Below are 17,566 nucleotides of genomic sequence, written 5' to 3'. Positions count from 1 at the left end.
GGGTTGAGTGTGCCCTCGGCGGCCTGGTAGGTGAGGTCGTGTCCGGGAGCTACGACCTCGTCTCCGTCGTGTCCGACGATCTCGACGTGCGCCAAGCGGGGGTACTGCGCCTCGAGATTGTCCAGGCCCAGGCGGGCCAGTGCGGAGGGGCGTTGGGCCGTGACGAGGATGTCAGCGTCACGCAGCAGGTCGTCGAGGGCAGCGCGCTCGGTGGCGTCCTTGAGGTTGAGGGTCTGCACCTTGACCTGTGCGTGGAGCTCGTCGTACCAGGTCGGGGTGACGTGGGCGAGGGGGTCGCCGGTGGGCGGCTCGACCTTGGTCACGTCGGCACCGAGTTCGGCCAGACGGGCCACAGCGAGCGGGCCGGGAACGTTGATCGCGAGCGAAACCACGCGGATTCCGTGCAGGGGAGTGGGCGCTGACGCCATGCTGCGGTGCTCCGATCGACGATGGTCTTGCCGTACGAACGTACAGGACACCGACGGTCTGTACAAGCGAACAGCCACTTCTTCCGACCCGAGAAAACAGCCATGGCTATACCACTGGGTATAATCCGGGTATGTCCAAGGTCATGGTTTCACTGCCCGACGACCTGCTTGTCGAGGTGGATATGGAAGTCCGGCGGCGTGGCACCAGTCGCAGTGCCTTCCTTTCAACTGCCGCTCGACGCGAACTCGCGCGACGTCAGCCCGCGGCGGTCACCGCGGCGATCGAGCGATCGGAGCGTCGCTTTCGACAGGCGGGCCGGTTTGAATCGGCCGACCTGGTGCGCGCAGATCGGGACGGCCGTCCATGAGGGATCTCCTCGTGGATACATCCGTGCTGATCAAGTGGTTTCACTCCGAGGGGGAGGGGGAGGTTGCCGAGGCGCGTGCGATTCGGGACGCGCATGTCCGCGGCGACCTCGATGTGCACGTCCTCGATTTGGCGATGTACGAAGTCGGCAATGTCCTGATCCGTGGATTGGGTTGGAGCGCTGGTGACGTGGCTGATCAGCTGGATGACCTCGTCGCAATCGTGGGGACGCCCATGGCGATGCCGCCGGAGTGGTTCCGCGAGGCAGCTCTCCTGGCCGAACGGCACACGCTGTCGTTCTACGACGCCTGCTGGGCGGCAGCAGCGGTCACTTTGGGGGTTTCGCTCGTCACGGCAGATCGGCGGTTGACTGCCGCTGGGTTGGCCGAAACAGCCACTGCCACGACGACACGACTGAACTTGGAGTTGCCGGGCTGATCCAATGTCGAGGATTCGCTCTAGCATTCTGTCCATGATGGCGAGCGTCGACGACTTCGACGGGCTCTTGGAGACGATCGCTATCCTCAGCGATGTCGACGAGGTTCGCACCATCACCGAGGGGCGTGAGCAGCTGAGGTCGGGGGAGTCCTTCGACCTGACTGACGTCGAGCGTGACATGCGTAGCGCCGGACGCCTGTGACATTCACCGTTCGGCTGTCCGCTCAAGCCAAAGAGGCCTTGACTCACGAGCTGCCCGAATCGGTTGCTTCGTAGTGGCGAATCAGGACGCTGATCTGCAAACGTGGGCGCATGCCAGAACCGCTGACCTATGCAGACTCCATCGTCGTCGCCGCACCACGAGGCATTGTCTACTCCGCCATCTCCGACGTCACTCGGACCGGGGAGTGGTCGCCGGTGTGCCGGGAATGCTGGTGGGACGAAGGCGACGGCCCGTGGGTCGGCTCGTTCTTCACCGGCCGGAATGTCACGCCAACGCGCACGTGGGAAACGCGGTGCGAAGTCATTGTTGCGGACGTCGACGCAGCATTCGGCTGGTCGGTGGCGGGTGGCAATGTGCTCTGGACCTACCGACTCATGGATGTCCCGGGTGGCACCGAGCTGACTGAATCCTGGATCTTCACCGAGAAGGGCCAGACCTTCTTTCACGAGCGGTTCGGCGACGCCGCCGCGGACGAGATCGCCGCACGCGAGGCCGCCGCGCGGGAAGGTATCCCGGCGACGCTCGCGGCGATCAAGAAGGCGATCGAGGGGACACCGGCCTAGTGCCGTCTGTTGGTCCACTGGTGTTTACTTGACATAATGTACATTATCGGCGCTTAGCTAACGTGAGTCGAAACGGACGCGACAACCCGCCGGCTCAAACGCGAGCACCTCGCCGATTTCAAGCGGATCGTGCGCGAGAAGTTCGCCCCAGCGTGCGACGCTCCAGCGCACTCCCGGGATGCGTTAACAGACGTGCGGAGGCGTGGGCTTCATGTCGGAGTTCCTCCGTCAGTTGATCCGCGCCTTCATCGTCGGCGACGTGCCTGCCAGCGTGCCGCGCCCGGCCGGCACGGTGACCTGAAGCTTCCAGGTCTGGGCACCCGATATGGTGATGACCTTGCCGGGCACCTTGTACATACCGTTCGACTTCACCGTCGCCGTGCCCAACTTGGTTCGGCCGGTCGACGACGTCCGCCACAGCGTCACGGTGGCTCCGGACTTGCCCGGGGTGGCCTTGCCCACTGCGACCGGTCGTTCGCCCTTGCGCAACCGGTCGTCGAGCAGTTCACCGGTCACCTTGGCGGCGACGTCCACCCGTTTGATGGCCGATCTACTCGGGGCCGTTGAGCCGGTGGTCGGGAATCGCCATTGGTACTCGGCGATCGACGTCGGAACCAGCCTGATCGACGCCCGACCTTGGTCGTCGGCGGAGGTCGTGGCGTACTTCTTCCACGTGCCCCCGGCGGGGCGCCGCCACAGTTGGAGGCGTGCGCTCGTGGCCGGAACGGCAGGCTGCCCGACGTCGTACGTCACCGTGGCCACCGTGGACAGTGTCACGGATTGGCCCGAGGTCAACCGCGACCGACTTGCCGACAATGTCGTCGTGCTTGGTTGAGCGTCGAAGTCGTACTGGAATAGCGACCCGCCCAGCAGGAATGTCGCGATGTCCAAGTGGACCTTGGACGCGGCCGTACTCCCGCACCCCCAACTCAGAAAGCTGATCGTGAAGTTGTTCGTGGGGTAGGTCTTCTGAGCCGCTGCCAACGTTGTGGTACCCACCGGAGCCGTGAGGTCATTGTCGTTGTAGAGGTCGAAGGCCGTCGTGGCCGGGTCGGGTTGGACGTTCTGCCACCGGTTGGCGATCACGGTCGGGATCCACACCAAGCTCTGGTAGCCGCCCGCCTTCTGTATCTCGATCCGCAGTGCGAATCGAGATCCGGTCCGAGGGTAGATCGCGGCAGCAACCGCGGATAGATCGCCGAAGGCCCGGCCGGGGCCGCTAAAGGTCCCGCTGGGGCCGGTGACATTGTTCGGGCCCGCGTCCATCAGGAGCGAACCGGTGCCTGACGGGACTCCGGCAGGTCCAGGGCCAACGTGACTGAACGCCGAATGCTGGCTGGGGTCCGAGCAGTCCTGTGCCGTCTGCCCCCACCCCGACGGTGCGGTCGAGTACGTGACTTCGATTTGGTCTGCGGCCGCGGGAGAGACCCCGCCCACAGCGGTGATGAAAAGGGTGGAAAGGACAGCCAAGGAGCGACGCATGCGGGATACCCCCGGAGATGGTGGGCGGCGCGGACGGCTGATCATAGTGCCGCAGAAGCCGCGCTGGCTATCCCCCACTTTCCGCGTGTCGCTGTGCCTGCCACGGCACGCTGAGGGCATGCCCAGTCGCCTGTCGATCGCCTCCCGCAACTCGATGCTCTCCATCGCCTCGGAGAGTTCGATTCTCTCGATTGGCAGCGTCGGATCGGCGTTGTCCATCGGCAGCATCGGCTCATTCGGTTCGGTACTTTCCCTGGGATCGTCACTGTCCCTCGGGTCGGCGATGTCCTTTCTCAGCCTGGGGTCAGCGTTCTCGTCCGTGAGCACGGCATCGTTGTTTTCCGAGATGTCTACCCGTGCGCTCCGCGGAGAAGGTGAGCGCGGCCAACTCCACGGATGGCAGGTCCCGGTGGGCGTGGCCGGCACGATGCTGGCGAGCGGAGCGCTGTACGCGGCCCTACGTCGGCGGCGCCCCCCCCAGCCGATGAGTCGGTTCCCTTGGACTGTGGTTTCACTCGTAGTGGAAGCGCGCCTGCAGGATGATGAGGTCGTCGTCCTCGACGAGATAGACCAAGCGGTGCTCGTCGGTGATGCGGCGGGACCACGCCCCGCCGAACATGTGCCTCAGAGGTTCCGGCTTACCAATGCCGTCAGTCGGGTCCCGCAATGCATCGTTGATGAGTCGGTTGATGCGTTTGAGGACCTGCCGATCCGCCTGCAACCAATGGGTGTAGTCGGCCCAACCATGCGTGGTGAAGACCCGTCTCACTCGGTCAACTCGTGTTCCTGGCGGTCGCCGGACTTGGCCTGCTGGAGGCTCTCAAGGAGGCGTGTGGCGTTTGCGGGGACTCGCAACAGGTAGGCGGTTTCCTCCAGTGCGGCGAACTCCTCGGCGGAGATCAGGACGGCGTTGCCGCGCCGCGATGTGATCTCCACTGCGATGCGGTCATTGTTGACCTGTTCGATCAGCGGAAAGAGTTGCTTGCGCGCTTCGCTCGCGGTGACGGACATGACCCCTCCATTCGTAGTTGTACCACTTTACGGTACCAGTGGACCAGAATCGCGGCTACTGGCGCGCGGGGCGGGGTACACGACCCCGAGCGGGTGACGGCTCCCCCAGCGGTCACAGCGCCTCGATCACGACGCCATTCTCGGGAACCGCAAGTTCTCGAACGAGTGCCGGACCGTGGCGCGGCCACTCGCGGTACCCGGCAAACAGCAGTGGCATTCCCCTGGCTGCCGCCGCGTCGGCGCGATCGGCGACGTGCAGGTGCACGTGCGGTTGCGTCGAATTGCCGGAGTTGCCGCACTGCCCGATGACCTCACCGACGGTGACGTCCGAACCGACCTCGACCCTCACCGATCCGCGTTTGAGATGCACCAGCACGACGACGGTCTCGCGCCCGCGCAGACGGATCATCACGTGGTTGCCCGCCAGACCGGCCAGTCCCTGGCGCAGCCGACTCCGTTGCGTCAGCGCGTAGGACACCAGCGGCAACGGCGCGCGCCGACCCTCATGGTCCAGTTCACCGTCGTGCGCCGCCACCACGCGCCCACTGACCGGCGCAGTCACCGGAAGGCCGAACGCGTAGTACCGCTCGGGCGGCTCCGTGCCGAACGCCGTGCGCCAATCCCGCACCGGGGCGCTGCGACGCTGCTCGTCCACGGCCACGAAGTCGATGCCGTAGCTGATCCCGAACAGGTCCGTGCCGTGACTCGGCACCCGCGTCGCCGGACTCATCTGGGTGATCCACCGCCCGGTGAACGGCACCTCGAGCACGACCGACCTCTCGACCTGGTCTGGTGACATGACCACTCCCCCGCGCCGATCGGCGATCCGCGCTCAGCCCCCGACCGGGGTGAGTTCCGCGGCATCCGCCTCAGTCTCGCGCAGCGCACGTTCGACCGCCAGCGCCGCCTGTCGCGCGGCCCGGCTGGCCCCGATCGTGCTCGCCGAGGGCCCGTACCCGACGAGTTGCACGCGGTGGTCACGCACCGCGGTCGTGGCTCCCTGGACGTTCCCGTCGACCCGTTCGAGGGCGATCCCACCGTGGGGCGACGTCAGTCGCAGCGGAGCCAGATGGTCCACGGCCGCCCGAAACCCGGTCGCCCACAGAATGACGTCGACCGCCTCGAACGAGCCGTCGGCCCACCGCACCCCGCGCGGTTCGATGCGCTCGAACATCGGCCGACGCGCGTCGTAGGCACCCAACTCGGCCGCACCCTGCTCCTGCTCGCGCAGCGCCAGACCGGTCACGGTCACCACACTGGCCGGCGGCAGTCCCTGCACGACCCGCTCCTCGACCATCGTCACCGCCGCCAGACCAGCCTCGGGCGTGAAGTCGTCGTGGCGCCACACCGGCTCGCGGCGCGTCACCCAGGTCACGGGCGTGATGGGCGCGAGTTCGCCGATGAACTGCACCGCCGACGCTCCGCCACCGACGATCAACACGTGCCGGCCACGAAGGTACTCGGAACCCGGATACGTCGCGGTGTGGAACTGCTCGCCGGCGAAGGTGTCGATATCGGGGTAGAAGGGCACGAACGGCCGGGTCCACGTACCGGTCGCGTTGACGAGCGTGCGTGTGCGCCATTGCCGCTCCCCCGCGTGCACGACGAGCAGTTCGCCCTCCGACTCGACCCGATCGACTCGCACCGGCCGAAGCACGGGCACGTCATGGCGCGCCTCATAGGCCCCGAAGTACGCCGGCACGGCATCGTTGGCTCGCTTTCCGGAGCGCGGTGGCGCGGGTTCTCCCGGTAGGTCCGCCACGCCATGGACGTCCTGCATGGTCAGGGAGTCCCACCGGTGCTGCCACGCCCCACCGGGCTGCGGATTGGCGTCCAGCACGACATGCTCGATACCACGCTGGCTCAAGTGATGCGACGCGGCGAGCCCGGCCTGTCCGGCCCCGATGACCACGGATGAGTGAATCGACACACCTGCCCCAACGCCGATCCGCCCGGGGGTATGCCCGACGCTCAGGCCAGCGTCGGCGACACCGGGAGCCCTGTGGGGCCCTGGCGCTGCGGCCGAATCACCGGTAGGCATCGGCTCGATGCACGACCGCGACCGAGTTCAAAGGTCTCGGTCATGTTGGGCCAGCGCCCGTCGTCGGCCCATGGCCGCGGCCAGATCCTCCTTGGATTCACCCTCGCCTCGAGCCAGTTCGGCGTCGGAGGTCGCCAACTGTCGCACCGCTGCGTCGTCGGACAGGATGGCAATCGTCTCCTTGAGTGCCTCAAGGTCATCGGGTGACAGCAGGACAGCCGATGGGCGCCCGTGAACCGTGACCGTCACTCGGTCGTGCTGACGGTCAACACGGCTCACCAATGGGACAGGTGTGCTTTGACTTCCGTCAGGGCGAGAGTCTCGTTCATGGTCAGGTCAGCGCCTGCGACACCGGGAGCGCCGTGAGGCCATGGGCGGCCGCGACGGCCTCGTTCGTCACCGCTCCCCCATGGGTGTTCAGGCCCCGCGCCAGCGCGGTATCGGCCTGGAGCGCGGCGCGCCAGCCCTGGTTGGCCAGACGCACCGCGTACGGCAACGTCGAGTTCGTCAGCGCGTACGTCGACGTCGCGGGCACGGCTCCGGGCATGTTCGCCACACAGAAGAACGTCGTGTCGTGCACGCGGAACACTGGGTCGGTGAACGTCGTCGGGCGGGAGTCCTCGAAACACCCACCCTGGTCGACCGCGACGTCGACGAGCACCGCTCCGGGCTTCATCTGCGCGACCAGGTCGTTGGTCACGAGCTTGGGTGTGCGCGCCCCCGGGATCAACACCGAGCCGATGACGAGATCGGCCTGCAGCACCTCCTGGCGGATCGCCAGGCGGCTCGAGGCCAGCCCCTGCACCCGGCCCTCGAACCGCCACTGCGGCCCGCGGAGCTTCGACAGGTCCGTGTCGAGCACGGTCACGTGGGCGCCCATGCCCGCCGCGATGCCGGCCGCGTTCATCCCGGCAACCCCGGCACCGATGACGACGACCCGCGCCGACGCCACTCCCCCGACCCCGCCGAGCAGCACCCCCCGGCCGCCCTCACCCTTGGTCAGGTACCGCGCCCCGATCTGCGGCGCCAGGCAGCCGGCGATCTCCGACATCGGGTACAGCAATGGCAGCAGGCCGCTGGACAACTGCACCGTCTCGTACGCAATGGCCGTCACCTTGCGGGCAACGAGTTCCTCGGTCAGCGCCCGATCCGCGGCCAGATGCAGGTAGGTGAACAGCACCTGACCCTCGCGCAGCAGCGGGTACTCCGCAGGCGTGGGCTCCTTGACCTTGAGGACGAGATCGGCCGCCCACGCCTCATGCGCGTGCTCGACGATCTGCGCTCCGGCCTCGACATACTGGACATCGGAGATGGTCGAGCCCTCCCCCGCCCCACGCTGGATCAACACCTCATGTCCGTCGAGCACCAACTCGTGCACACCGACTGGCGTGATTGCCACGCGGTATTCGTGGTCTTTGACTTCCGTGGGGATTCCGATGCGCATGGACTCACCTTTCCAGACGGCGCGCAGGCATGGAGGCGCACCACGCGGACTGGTCGCGGATACGACGCCGCATACTGATCCCGTGCCCGACTCCCCCAGCGCTCGGCGTGCCGCCCACGCGGCCCAAAGCGTCGTCCGAGCCCACGGCGGCCGGCTGTGGCGCCTCCCCGGCACCCACCTCGCCGCGCCGACCCGACCGCGCTCCGACGCCTTCGGGCCGTGGCACTACTGGTGGCAGGCGCACTATCTCGACTGCCTCGTCGATGCGGGGTGGCGCGCCCTCCACACCCACGGAGCGACGATCACGCGAGACGTCGCCCACACGGCCGACGCGCTGCTGCGCACGATGTGGCTGCGCAACGGCCTGCGGTACGTCAATCCGTACTACGACGACATGGCCTGGCTCCTCCTGGCCACCGCACGGCTCGACGCGCTTCACCAGGCAATCGAGCACGTCTCCGATCGGCGAATCCGCACCGTCCGGTCGGTGCTCAACGCACAACTCGAATCGGCCCACACCGCCGACCACGGTGGTGGCCTGTGGTGGCACGCCGTACGGGACTTCAAGAACGTGCCCGCCACCGCACCGGCGGCCATCCACTTCGCCCGAACCGGCCAGAGCGAACGCGCCACCGAGCTGATCGAGTGGATGTACGCCCATCTTCAGGACCCGCAGACCGGCCTCTTCTTCGATGGGTTGCGAGAGCGCGACGGAGCGCAATACATCGAGCGCAACATCTACACGTACAACCAGGGCACGGTGCTCGGAGCGCTGCTCGCGCTGGGCCGATCCACCGACGTCACCCGGGCGGAGCAGCTGATCGCCGACATCGTCACCCACCTGACCGGAGCGGGGGCAACCCTGATCACGCACGGCTCCGGTGATCAAGGGTTGTTCACCGGGATCCTCGCCCGCTACCTGGCCTTGGCGGCCACCGATGAGCGGATCTCCGTGACGGCCAGATCGCAGGCGCGCGCGAGTGTTCTCGCCACGGCCGACGCGTTGTGGGCCGGTCGTGCGGCTCGGGGGCGGTGGTGGGTGTTCCCCGCCGACTCGGGGGCGACGGTGGGTGAGGCGTCCATCGCGCTGCCGATCGAACTGTCCACGCAACTGCAGGCGTGGATGACGCTCGAGGCGGCGCATCTGGTGACTGTGGACGCTCGGGTCGCCTGAAACCCCCAGTGTCCGTAGACTGCGCAATTGTGTCGCGGGAGTTTAATCACACCGACCCGCGCTCGAGGGGGAAATGATCGTGTCACGCTTCGTACACCGGCTCGCCGCGGGGCTGAGCGCCGCGGCGCTGGTCGTCGGCGGAGCGGTCGCCGGCACAGCCGTGGTGGCCTCGGCCCAGACCGCATCGCCACAGACCACCCTCACGACCGAGACGACGCCGGCGACCGGTCCCTCGGAGACGACCACCCCGACGACATCGGAGTCGTCGACGTCGTCCAGCACGACTCCTCCGAACACGACGACCCCCTCGACGTCGAAGCCGTCCACGACCAAGCCGACCACCCCGAGGTCATCGACGTCGAGCACGTCCCCCCGCACGACGGCCTCCTCGACCTCGCCCTCCTCCACCCCGCGGTCCACCAGCGCTTCGACGACGACCCCCCGCCCGGCCGTGACCATTCCCTCTGCGCCGGGCAGCTCGCCGACGACGGACCCGTTCACCTACACCCGTCCTACCCGCCCCAGCGAGCCCCCAGCCGCGCTGTCCGGCAGGACGCTGGCCGAGCAGGTCGCCCGCGCCGAGGAGCTGCGCCAGCAACTCCTCAACGTCGACCGCGACCTCGCGTTGGAACTCTCGAAGCTGCAGCGCCTGTCCAAGACGGCCAACCGCTCGCTGCAGGAGTTCGCCGACGCCAAGCGCAAGGAGCGCACGGCGACCCGTGAGGCCAGGGAGGCCAAGCGTGAGTTGAAGAAGTCGAAGCAGCGCCTCCAACGCAGCCGCGACGACCTGGCCCGCTGGGCGGCCGACGTCTACACCCATGGCGCGTACGCCGAGCAGCTCGCCTGGGTCGATGCGCTCTCCGTCGATCCCTCCGGCGTGACCAACCCGATGGGTGACCTGACGTTCCTGTCCGACTCCCGCGCCCGGGCCCTCGACCTGTGGCGTGAGGAGACCTCCACGCAGGCCGAAGCCAGCCGGCGCGCCGCCGACAAGCACCGTCAGGCCCAGAAGCACTACGCCCGCGCCGAGAAGGCCCGCAAGGACGCCACTGCCGTCATCACCGAGCAGCGGGCGGTCGTGGCAAAGATGCGCACCGAGAACGCGAAGGCGATCAAGGCGGCCGGACCGATCGTGTCGTCGCTGGTCGGCATGACCCACCCGGACGCCAAGTCGGCCCGCGCCGCTCTCGTCGCGGCGCTGAAGGAGTCCGGTGTCGATGCCGCTGACTTCGATGAGAAGGCGTGCTCCACCGACGAGACGGAGTACCCCAACGGTCAGATCCCGCCGCGCGCGCTGTGCCCGTTGATCGCCGGAAACGGCAACCTCGCCCGGCCCAGCGCCGCGGCGGCGTTCAACGCGATGAGCAAGGCCTACGCCAAGGAGACCGGGCATCTGCTGTGTGTCACCGACGGCTACCGCTCGTATGCGCAGCAGGTTGCGGTGAAGGCCTCACGCGGCTCCTGGGCAGCGACCCCCGGGCGCAGCAACCATGGCTTCGGCATCGCCGTCGACCTGTGCGGTGGCGTCAACGACTTCGGTCATCCGGCTCACCTGTGGATGCTCGCGAATGCTCCGCTTTACGGCTGGTACCACCCGGACTGGGCGGCCGCCGATGGCTCACTGCCCGAGCCGTGGCACTGGGAGTTCGCCGGTTGAGAGCCGGGCGTGCCCCAGCACATGACCGGCCGCTGCGCGACCCAAGCTTGCCCCAAGGTGATCTACGTCACACTTGGTGTTTCAGGCGTCAACCATTTGGGTTACCGACGCGTCGGGAACATTGACGGCGCTCACGCCGTTGACCTAGAGCCGGATCGAGAGATCGATCCACGATTGATGCAGAAGTGGGGGGACCCTGAGATGGCAGAGCGAACTCTTCGCGGCACTCGCATGGTGACGTTCTCGCTCGAGACGACCGACAACGTCGTGCCGAGCGACCGTCAGATGACGACCTACGTGTGCCCGCAGGGTCACCGGACGGAACTTCCGTTCTCGGTGGAGGCCGACATCCCGCCGACGTGGGAGTGCCGCTGCGGTGCCGAGGGCAAGCTTCTCGACGGCCCCGAGCCCGAGCAGAAGCCGGCCAAGCACGTCCGCACTCACTGGGACATGCTCCTGGAACGACGCTCCATCCCCGAGTTGGAGGAGTTGCTCGAGGAGCGGCTCCAGTTGCTCCGCGAATCGCGCGGTGAGAAGACCCGCCGCAGCGCCTGAGAGGCAACGGCGGGATCACGTGAGGGAGGCTCGAACCCAACGGTTCGAGCCTCCCTCACGTATGTCCATGCTCATGTCCGAGGCTCACAGGATCTCGCCCTCGATGATGTCGTCGGCCGCGGAACCCCCGCCCGAGGCACCCCGCCCACCGGGTGCTCCGGTTGGCCCCGACGACCCGGGCGGGCCGAAGGGCGGCTCATTGGCGGAGCGCGGTCCGGCGGGCCCGACCGGTCCGACGACCATGACGTGCTTGACGAGATAGGCGCCCAGGGAACGTCGCACCAGGGCTCGCACCGGAGGCACAAGCAGCAGCGCCCCGATGACGTCGCCGACGAAGCCCGGGACGAAGAAGAGGACGCCGGCCAGGACGATGAGGGCGCCATCGGCCATGTCCGTGCCCGGAGAGCTCTGGGTGTAGGCCTCCTGGCTCATGCGGCGCACGGTGCGCGAGCCCTGCCGAGCGATGATCCACACGCCGAGCAGGGCCATGAAGATCAGGAGCAGCGCGGTCCTCGCGAAGCCGATCGACTGCGCCACGAGCACGATGACGACGACGTCGGCCAACTCGGCCAGAAGGATCGCTCCCAGCACCCACCGCGGCAGCGGTCGGCGCCCCAGCGACGTTGCTGATTCCGGTCGGGTCATGTTGCGTTCAACGCAGCGAGTGCCAGGGACGTTCCCGGGTGAACAGGGACTTCACCTGCCCCGCGCGCTTCTCCACGCCCCACTGACCCACCTTGATCATGGCCTCGCGGACGATGTCCCCGCTCATCTTGGAGTCTCCGATCTCACGCTCGACGAAGGAGATCGGCACCTCGACGACCTTGAGGCCGCGCTCGATGCAGCGTCGAGTGAGATCGACCTGGAAGCAGTAGCCGGCCGACTCGACGCTCTCGAGGTCGAGGGCGCGCAGTGTCTCGGCGCGGTAGACGCGGTACCCGGCGGTGCAGTCCTGCACGTCGATCCCGAGCATCAGGCGCGTATACAGCGATCCGCCTCGGCTGATGACCTGACGCATCGGCGGCCAGTTGACGGTCTCGCCGCCGGCGACCCACCGCGACCCGATGACGGCATCGGCGTCCTTGGCCGCCTCGAGCATTGCGGGTAGGTGTTCGGGGCGATGCGAGCCGTCGGCGTCCATCTCGACGACCGCGTCGTAGCCGTGCTCGAGAGCCCACGCGAACCCGGCGAGGTAGGCCGCGCCGAGCCCCTGCTTGCCGGGTCGGTGCATGACCTGGACCTTCGGGTCGGCGGCTGCCAGCGCGTCGGCCACCTCGCCCGTCCCGTCCGGGGAGTTGTCCTCGAGCACGAGGATGTCCAGATCGGGAGTGACCTCACGGACCCGGCGGACGATCAACGGCAGGTTCTCCCGCTCGTTGTACGTCGGGATGAGCACGACGACCCGGTTGAGCGGGGGTCGAGTGCTGGCGGTGTTCTCGGTCACGCGTGGTCCTTCGGATCGGGCAAGGCGGCATTCTGCACAACGTTAACGGTCCGCCGCGTGATTCCGCTCCACGCCACGAGCACGATCAACCCGATCACGGCGAGGATCTCGGGCAGCGAGCCGAGCCGGTCGGAGATCGTCGTGCCCGTGCGCGCGACCGGGGTGTCGGTGATCTGGGCCGCGGTGAACAGATCCGTCGGAGCGGACATCGTCGAGCCGTCCGGAGCGATGAACCCGCTCACTCCGACGGTCGAGACGTGGGCCACGGCCCGACCGTGCTCGATCGCCCGGATCCGGGAGATGGCGAACTGCTGCGTCGACTCGGCCGAGAACCCGAACGTGGCGTTGTTCGTCTGGACGACGAGGATCGACCGATCGCCGCCCGCCTCGGCCAGCGCATCACGCATGAGCCCGTCGTAGGCCACCTCGAAGCAGATCGTGGGCACCGCCTTCCACGGAGTCGCAGTCCCCTCCCCCAGAGAGAACGCGGCCGGTGCCTGACCCGCCGCGAAGCCGCCCTCGCGCACGAGGTCCACCTTGTCGCTGAAGTGGCGGAAGAAGTCGCGGTACGGGATGTACTCGGCGAACGGCACCGGGTGTTGCTTCGTGTACCGCTCCACCGGACCGCCACCGGGGCGGTACAGCAGGCTGGCGTTGCTCACCTGCGGCTCGGGTTCGTTGAGGATCGCCCCGACGAGCACCGGGGCGCCCGCGGCCTCGACGGCGCGCTGAACCTGCGCCGCGGCGTCACCATTGCGGAACGGATCGATGTCCGAGGCGTTCTCCGGCCAGATGACCACGTCCGGGCGGACGCCCGCCGAACGATTCTCCGCGGCGGCGAGGATCGTCCCCTCGACGTGGTTGTCGAGCACCTGGCGCCGCTCCGCGTTGAAGTCCAGACCCGGCTTCGGGACGTTGCCCTGCACGAGCGTGACCGGCACCTCGCTGCCGTCGGTCGGGATCGGGACGGCCACCACCGCCAGGGCGACGGCCCCGGTGGCCGCGAGCGACGGCACCCACCGCCGCCGGTTCAACACCCCGCCCGGAGCGACGATGAGCCAGTAGAGCGCCACACCCAGGACCGCGACGCCGAAGGTGATGCCCGGCGCTCCGGCCAGCGCGGCCAACCGCGCCAGCGGGGTGTCGGCCTGGCCGAACGCCAACCGCGCCCACGGGAATCCGCCGAACGGGGTCGTGCCGCGCGCGAGTTCCTGAACCACCCAACCCAAGGGCACGGCGCCCAGCGCCACCAGGGGTCGACCGGCCGCCAGCAGCGGCCGTTGGATGAACGCGATGACGCCACACATCACCGCCACGTACAGGGCCTCAAGGGTGGCCAGGGCGAACCACGGCAGCTTGCCGACGAAGATCCCCGACCAGGACAGGACCGGGGTGAAGTAGGCCAGACCGCCGACGAGCCCGAGCCCGAGGGCCGTGCGGGCCCGCGTGCCCAGCACGGCGGCGGTCAGCAGTGCCACGCCGACCGGGGCGAGCGCGGCGACGTTGTGGTCCGGGAACGACAGCCACAGGCACAGCCCCCCGACGAGCGCGAGCGCGTACCGACCCGGCAGCGGGAGGTCCTGCCCGAGGATGGTGCGCGCGGGGGCGGCCGCCGAGGCCGGATCGAGCGGGGTGCTGAGGGTGGTCACAGGGTCAACGTTAGCCGCGCCAGCGGCGAGCGCCGATCCGTCAGCTCCAGGGCGCGCCGGAGTCGTCGAATTCGTAGTGCTTCGGCGCCTCGACCGCGAACCGTCGCTCGAGCAGCGCGCGCAACGCGTCGTCGGCTCGGACCGCCTCGATCGCCGCGTCGGCGTGACCGGGTGTGTTGCCGGCCCCGATGATCATCCGCACGTTCGCCGCCAGGGCCTCGGCGCCCCGGGCCGCCGCCTGGAAGTCGGTGTCGGCCGGGGCGTACACGACAGTGCCGCCCTGCTCGGTCACGAGAATCGCGGACTGCGTCGCCGTGCCGGTGTCGTCGCAGTCGACGGTGATCTGGGCCGGCCCCCCGGCGTGGATGACGCGGGTGAGCAGATCCATCGACGGCGCCTGATCGGCGACGATCACCTCGTCGGCGAGTCCGGCCGCGCGCAACGCGTCGGCCGCGCCGGCGTCCTGGGTCACGGCGATCCGCTTGGCGGACTGGCCGGCCAGGGCGAGGGTCAGGGACCCGGAGGTCTTCTCCGCGCCCAGGACGCACACCACCGGGGTCGCGCCGGTCTCGACGGCCTCGGCGATCAACTGGGCGACGATCGCCGGCGCCTCGGAGGTGCGCATGACCTGCACAGCGAAACGCAGATCGAGGTCGGTGGGGCGGCGGGCCACGTCCGACCGGGCAAAGAGGATCGCCGTCGCACCGGTGGTCGGGATGAACTCGGACAGTCCGTCCCACTGGGCCAGGCCATCGGTCAGGGTCAGCGGGGTGACGGCCAGCGACGTCACCGAGATGATGTCGTCGCCGACGGACAGGCCCAGCGGAGACTGCGAGCCCACCTCGGCGACCGTGCCGGTGAACTTGCCGCCGTCACCGCTGATGGGCGACTGCAGCTTGCCGTGCGTGGCCACGATGTCCAGGACCGCCCCGCGCAGGGCCGGCACGTCCAGGGCCCCGGCCTCATCGGTGTTGGCCATCCGCAGTTGGCGGTAGAACGGTCCGTGCAGGCTCAGCCCGTCGACGTCGACGCGCACCTCGTCCGGCCAGATCTCGTGGCGGGTGTCCAGCGATCGAGCGCGGTACGGCAGCACCCCCGGCCCGGCGTCGAGCACCCGGTGCAGCCCCACGGGAGAGGAGGGGATGGTCGACATGGGCGTTGGCGAATCGGTCATGGTCCGGGCTCTTCCTCATCCTGTCGCGCGTGTGTTTCCATCCTTCCACTCGCCCGGCCCCGTCGCGCAGCCGCCCCGGCCCCGCGCGCCCTACGCTGGGCGCATGGCATCGACGAGCCCGACCCTCCTGCTGATCGACACCGCAAGCCTGTACTTCCGGGCCTTCCACGGTGTCCCGGACCGTCGTTCCAGCCCGGGGGCGCCGCCGAACAATGCCCTGCGCGGCTTCCTGGACATGGTGGCCACCCTGATCGGTCGCTACCGTCCCACGCACTTCGTGGCCTGCTGGGACGATGACTGGCGCCCGCAGTTCCGGGTCGACGCGATCCCGTCCTACAAGGCCCACCGTCTCGTCGCCGGCAGCACCCACACCGAGGAGACGCCCGAGGCGCTGCTGCCGCAGGTTCCGGTCATCGCGGAGGCGATCGAGGCGCTCGGGCTGCTGCGGGTCGGAGCGGCCGGCTACGAGGCCGACGACGTCATCGGCTCGTACGTGGCGCAGCGGGGGCGCACCAGCGGCCTGCACGCCAACACCCCCACGTTGGTGGTCACCGGCGACCGCGACCTCTTCCAGCTGGTCGACGACGAGGGTGGGGTCCGGATCGTCTACACCGCCCGGGGCGGGGTGCGCGACCCCGACGTCATCACACAGGCCGTCCTGACCGAGAAGTACGGTGTGCGCAGCGGTGCGGCCTACGCCGACATGGCCGTGCTGCGCGGCGACCCGAGCGACGGCCTCCCCGGCGTGCCCGGCATCGGTGAGAAGACGGCCGCGAAGCTCCTTGCCGCCCACGGGTCGTTGGGGGCGATCCGAGCGGCCGCGGGCGACGGCACGATCGGCGGAGCGCAGCGCGGCCGGATCCTCGAGGCCGCGGACTACCTCGATGTCGCGCCCATGGTCGTCCGGGTCGCCCCGGACGCACCGCTGCCCGAAGTCGAACCGGCCCTGCCGCGCGAGCCGACCGACCCGGACACGCTGGCTCGAATCGGTGACGCATTCGGCGTCGAGGCGTCGGTGGCCCGCGTCGTCAGCGCGCTCGGTGACGGGAACGGTCGGCCGGGCTGACCGCCCCCGCGCGGGCCGTCAGTCGATCCGGTCGGCCGCGACCACGCCGCGCATGACCTTGTCCACGGCACGGCGGGCCGTGCGCCGCAGATGGGCGTCGTCGGTGGCGTTGGACACCTGGTCGAGGACGTCGACGACCATCTTGCAGCGCCGCACGAAGTCACCGGCGGCCAGGTCCTCGTCCTTGAGCACGGTCTCGAGCCGCCGGCCACTGGCCCAGCGGTGCACCATGTGGGCAATCCCGGCATCGGGCGGGGACGTCGGCGACGGCAAGCGGTGCAGGTGTTCGAGGGTGGACACCTCGCGCCAGACGTCGTTGAGGGCCTCCCACGCCTGCGCGACGCCCTCGGTGGGCAGGCGCGGCACGACATCGACCTCCTCCCGGCGCGGTTCGTGGATGAGCATCGAGACCACGGCCGCCAGTTCCGCCTCGTCCAGACGCTTCCAGTCCCCCCGCCGCAGCGACTCGGCCGCGAGCAGGTCCTTCTCGGTGTAGAGCCGGCGCAGCCGCTCGCCCTGCTCGGTGACCGACTCCCCGTCCTCGCTGAGGTACCCCAAGCTCGTCAGGATCGCGCAGATCCGGTCGAACGTGGCCGCGACGGTGTTCGTGCGACCCTCCACCCGGCGCTCCAGCGTGGTCGTCTCACGCTTGAGGCGCCACCAGCGGTCGGCCCACCGGGCGTGCTTCTCCCGGTCCGGGCAGTCATGACAGGGGTGGGCACGCAGGTCCGCCCGCAGCGCCGCGATCCGGGCGTCATCGCCGCCCGCCGCCTCGAGTGCCGCCGCCTGAGCCGCGTCACGGGCCTCCCGCGACGTCGGGGCGGGCGTGCGCGGCACCGCCTGTCGCAGG

Annotated in this window: 21 protein-coding genes and 1 pseudogene; 8 read left to right on the top strand and 14 right to left on the bottom strand. The window is 68.9% G+C overall.

Annotated features, from left to right (window positions below):
- Positions 1 to 428 (bottom strand): CoA transferase (locus KD1_RS03370; RefSeq protein WP_174521088.1); only part of this gene is annotated, 428 nt, incomplete at its 3' end.
- A 131-nt stretch (positions 429 to 559) separates the two neighbouring features.
- Between KD1_RS03370 and KD1_RS16460 the strand changes: the two genes are divergently transcribed.
- From KD1_RS16460 to KD1_RS03355, 4 genes are all read left to right on the top strand, one after another.
- Positions 560 to 796, top strand: a complete 237-nt coding sequence (locus KD1_RS16460; RefSeq protein ID WP_157073137.1) for a CopG family ribbon-helix-helix protein — start codon at positions 560 to 562, stop codon at positions 794 to 796.
- Entirely contained in the window at positions 793 to 1,233 is a 441-nt protein-coding gene (locus tag KD1_RS03365; protein ID WP_068397538.1) for a type II toxin-antitoxin system VapC family toxin, read from the top strand. Before KD1_RS16460 ends, KD1_RS03365 begins: the two co-directional genes overlap by 4 nt.
- A 34-nt stretch (positions 1,234 to 1,267) precedes the next feature.
- Entirely contained in the window at positions 1,268 to 1,435 is a 168-nt protein-coding gene (locus tag KD1_RS03360; RefSeq protein ID WP_157073136.1) for a hypothetical protein, read from the top strand.
- Positions 1,436 to 1,545: 110 nt separating this feature from the next.
- Positions 1,546 to 2,019 carry an SRPBCC family protein gene (locus KD1_RS03355; RefSeq protein WP_068397531.1) on the top strand — a complete coding sequence of 158 codons (474 nt, stop codon included), beginning with the start codon at positions 1,546 to 1,548 and terminating at the stop codon, positions 2,017 to 2,019.
- Positions 2,020 to 2,247: 228 nt separating this feature from the next.
- On the opposite strand, the gene KD1_RS03350 is transcribed toward KD1_RS03355, so the two are convergent.
- The 7 genes from KD1_RS03350 to ald all read right to left on the bottom strand — a co-directional run bounded on the left by KD1_RS03350 (position 2,248) and on the right by ald (position 7,997).
- A complete protein-coding gene (locus tag KD1_RS03350) occupies positions 2,248 to 3,120 on the bottom strand; it encodes a hypothetical protein (protein ID WP_068397528.1) in 873 nt (290 codons plus the stop codon).
- 892 nt (positions 3,121 to 4,012) lie between these two features.
- Positions 4,013 to 4,270 carry a Txe/YoeB family addiction module toxin gene (locus tag KD1_RS03345; protein ID WP_068397526.1) on the bottom strand — a complete coding sequence of 86 codons (258 nt, stop codon included), beginning with the start codon at positions 4,268 to 4,270 and terminating at the stop codon, positions 4,013 to 4,015.
- Positions 4,267 to 4,512, bottom strand: a complete 246-nt coding sequence (locus tag KD1_RS03340; protein WP_068397523.1) for a type II toxin-antitoxin system Phd/YefM family antitoxin — start codon at positions 4,510 to 4,512, stop codon at positions 4,267 to 4,269. Before KD1_RS03340 ends, KD1_RS03345 begins: the two co-directional genes overlap by 4 nt.
- Before the next feature lie 112 nt (positions 4,513 to 4,624).
- Entirely contained in the window at positions 4,625 to 5,311 is a 687-nt protein-coding gene (locus KD1_RS03335) for a M23 family metallopeptidase (RefSeq protein ID WP_068397520.1), read from the bottom strand.
- Positions 5,312 to 5,344: 33 nt separating this feature from the next.
- A complete protein-coding gene (locus tag KD1_RS03330; RefSeq protein WP_068397517.1) occupies positions 5,345 to 6,442 on the bottom strand; it encodes an NAD(P)-binding domain-containing protein in 1,098 nt (365 codons plus the stop codon).
- 138 nt (positions 6,443 to 6,580) lie between these two features.
- Positions 6,581 to 6,802, bottom strand: coding sequence for a type II toxin-antitoxin system Phd/YefM family antitoxin (locus tag KD1_RS16115; RefSeq protein ID WP_245627255.1), 222 nt, complete (start codon positions 6,800 to 6,802; stop codon positions 6,581 to 6,583).
- A gap of 82 nt (positions 6,803 to 6,884) precedes the next feature.
- Positions 6,885 to 7,997 (bottom strand): alanine dehydrogenase, encoded by a 1,113-nt coding sequence (ald, locus tag KD1_RS03325; RefSeq protein WP_068397515.1) that lies wholly within the window; start codon positions 7,995 to 7,997, stop codon positions 6,885 to 6,887.
- Positions 7,998 to 8,079: 82 nt separating this feature from the next.
- Between ald and KD1_RS03320 the strand changes: the two genes are divergently transcribed.
- Complete coding sequence (locus KD1_RS03320; RefSeq protein WP_245627254.1) at positions 8,080 to 9,171, top strand: glycoside hydrolase family 76 protein; 1,092 nt, start codon at positions 8,080 to 8,082, stop codon at positions 9,169 to 9,171.
- A gap of 42 nt (positions 9,172 to 9,213) precedes the next feature.
- Here KD1_RS03320 and KD1_RS03315 read toward each other — a convergent pair whose 3' ends face one another.
- A complete protein-coding gene (locus KD1_RS03315) occupies positions 9,214 to 9,672 on the bottom strand; it encodes a hypothetical protein (protein WP_157073135.1) in 459 nt (152 codons plus the stop codon).
- Here KD1_RS03315 and KD1_RS03310 point away from each other — a divergent pair.
- Complete coding sequence (locus KD1_RS03310; protein ID WP_068397506.1) at positions 9,623 to 10,828, top strand: M15 family metallopeptidase; 1,206 nt, start codon at positions 9,623 to 9,625, stop codon at positions 10,826 to 10,828. The genes KD1_RS03315 and KD1_RS03310 overlap by 50 nt on opposite strands.
- Positions 10,829 to 11,029: 201 nt before the next feature.
- Complete coding sequence (locus KD1_RS03305) at positions 11,030 to 11,383, top strand: RNA polymerase-binding protein RbpA (protein WP_068397550.1); 354 nt, start codon at positions 11,030 to 11,032, stop codon at positions 11,381 to 11,383.
- 84 nt (positions 11,384 to 11,467) lie between these two features.
- Here KD1_RS03305 and KD1_RS03300 read toward each other — a convergent pair whose 3' ends face one another.
- Genes KD1_RS03300 through KD1_RS03285 form a run of 4 tightly spaced genes read right to left on the bottom strand, consistent with a single transcriptional unit; the run spans position 11,468 to position 15,650 of the window.
- A complete protein-coding gene (locus tag KD1_RS03300; RefSeq protein ID WP_083542002.1) occupies positions 11,468 to 12,028 on the bottom strand; it encodes an FxsA family protein in 561 nt (186 codons plus the stop codon).
- A gap of 7 nt (positions 12,029 to 12,035) precedes the next feature.
- Positions 12,036 to 12,827 (bottom strand): polyprenol monophosphomannose synthase, encoded by a 792-nt coding sequence (locus KD1_RS03295; protein ID WP_068397501.1) that lies wholly within the window; start codon positions 12,825 to 12,827, stop codon positions 12,036 to 12,038.
- On the bottom strand, positions 12,824 to 14,476 hold the full coding sequence (gene lnt, locus KD1_RS03290) for an apolipoprotein N-acyltransferase (RefSeq protein ID WP_245627253.1): 1,653 nt from the start codon (positions 14,474 to 14,476) through the stop codon (positions 12,824 to 12,826). Before lnt ends, KD1_RS03295 begins: the two co-directional genes overlap by 4 nt.
- 40 nt (positions 14,477 to 14,516) lie before the next feature.
- On the bottom strand, positions 14,517 to 15,650 hold the full coding sequence (locus KD1_RS03285) for an L-erythro-3,5-diaminohexanoate dehydrogenase (protein WP_157073134.1): 1,134 nt from the start codon (positions 15,648 to 15,650) through the stop codon (positions 14,517 to 14,519).
- 103 nt (positions 15,651 to 15,753) lie between these two features.
- Between KD1_RS03285 and KD1_RS03280 the strand changes: the two genes are divergently transcribed.
- Positions 15,754 to 16,716, top strand: a complete 963-nt coding sequence (locus KD1_RS03280; RefSeq protein WP_068397494.1) for a 5'-3' exonuclease — start codon at positions 15,754 to 15,756, stop codon at positions 16,714 to 16,716.
- 18 nt (positions 16,717 to 16,734) lie between these two features.
- Here the strand turns inward: KD1_RS03280 and KD1_RS03275 are convergent.
- A pseudogene (locus KD1_RS03275) lies at positions 16,735 to 17,566 on the bottom strand (DEAD/DEAH box helicase); the annotation flags it as partial.

It is taken from the genome of Kribbia dieselivorans NBRC 106261, from assembly GCF_001552435.1.
Lineage (GTDB): Bacteria > Actinomycetota > Actinomycetes > Actinomycetales > Dermatophilaceae > Kribbia > Kribbia dieselivorans.
This window is presented reverse-complemented; position numbering and strand designations above follow the sequence as displayed.

Bases quoted from the DNA above. Each gene is read 5' to 3' on its own strand.
- KD1_RS16460 (WP_157073137.1), top strand. From the start codon at position 560: ATGTCCAAGGTCATGGTTTCACTGCCCGACGACCTGCTTGTCGAGGTG.
- KD1_RS03365 (WP_068397538.1), top strand. From the start codon at position 793: ATGAGGGATCTCCTCGTGGATACATCCGTGCTGATCAAGTGGTTTCAC.
- KD1_RS03360 (WP_157073136.1), top strand. From the start codon at position 1,268: ATGATGGCGAGCGTCGACGACTTCGACGGGCTCTTGGAGACGATCGCT.
- KD1_RS03355 (WP_068397531.1), top strand. From the start codon at position 1,546: ATGCCAGAACCGCTGACCTATGCAGACTCCATCGTCGTCGCCGCACCA.
- KD1_RS03340 (WP_068397523.1), bottom strand. From the start codon at position 4,512: ATGTCCGTCACCGCGAGCGAAGCGCGCAAGCAACTCTTTCCGCTGATC.
- KD1_RS03335 (WP_068397520.1), bottom strand. From the start codon at position 5,311: ATGTCACCAGACCAGGTCGAGAGGTCGGTCGTGCTCGAGGTGCCGTTC.
- ald (WP_068397515.1), bottom strand. From the start codon at position 7,997: ATGCGCATCGGAATCCCCACGGAAGTCAAAGACCACGAATACCGCGTG.
- KD1_RS03305 (WP_068397550.1), top strand. From the start codon at position 11,030: ATGGCAGAGCGAACTCTTCGCGGCACTCGCATGGTGACGTTCTCGCTC.
- KD1_RS03300 (WP_083542002.1), bottom strand. From the start codon at position 12,028: ATGACCCGACCGGAATCAGCAACGTCGCTGGGGCGCCGACCGCTGCCG.
- KD1_RS03285 (WP_157073134.1), bottom strand. From the start codon at position 15,650: ATGACCGATTCGCCAACGCCCATGTCGACCATCCCCTCCTCTCCCGTG.
- KD1_RS03280 (WP_068397494.1), top strand. From the start codon at position 15,754: ATGGCATCGACGAGCCCGACCCTCCTGCTGATCGACACCGCAAGCCTG.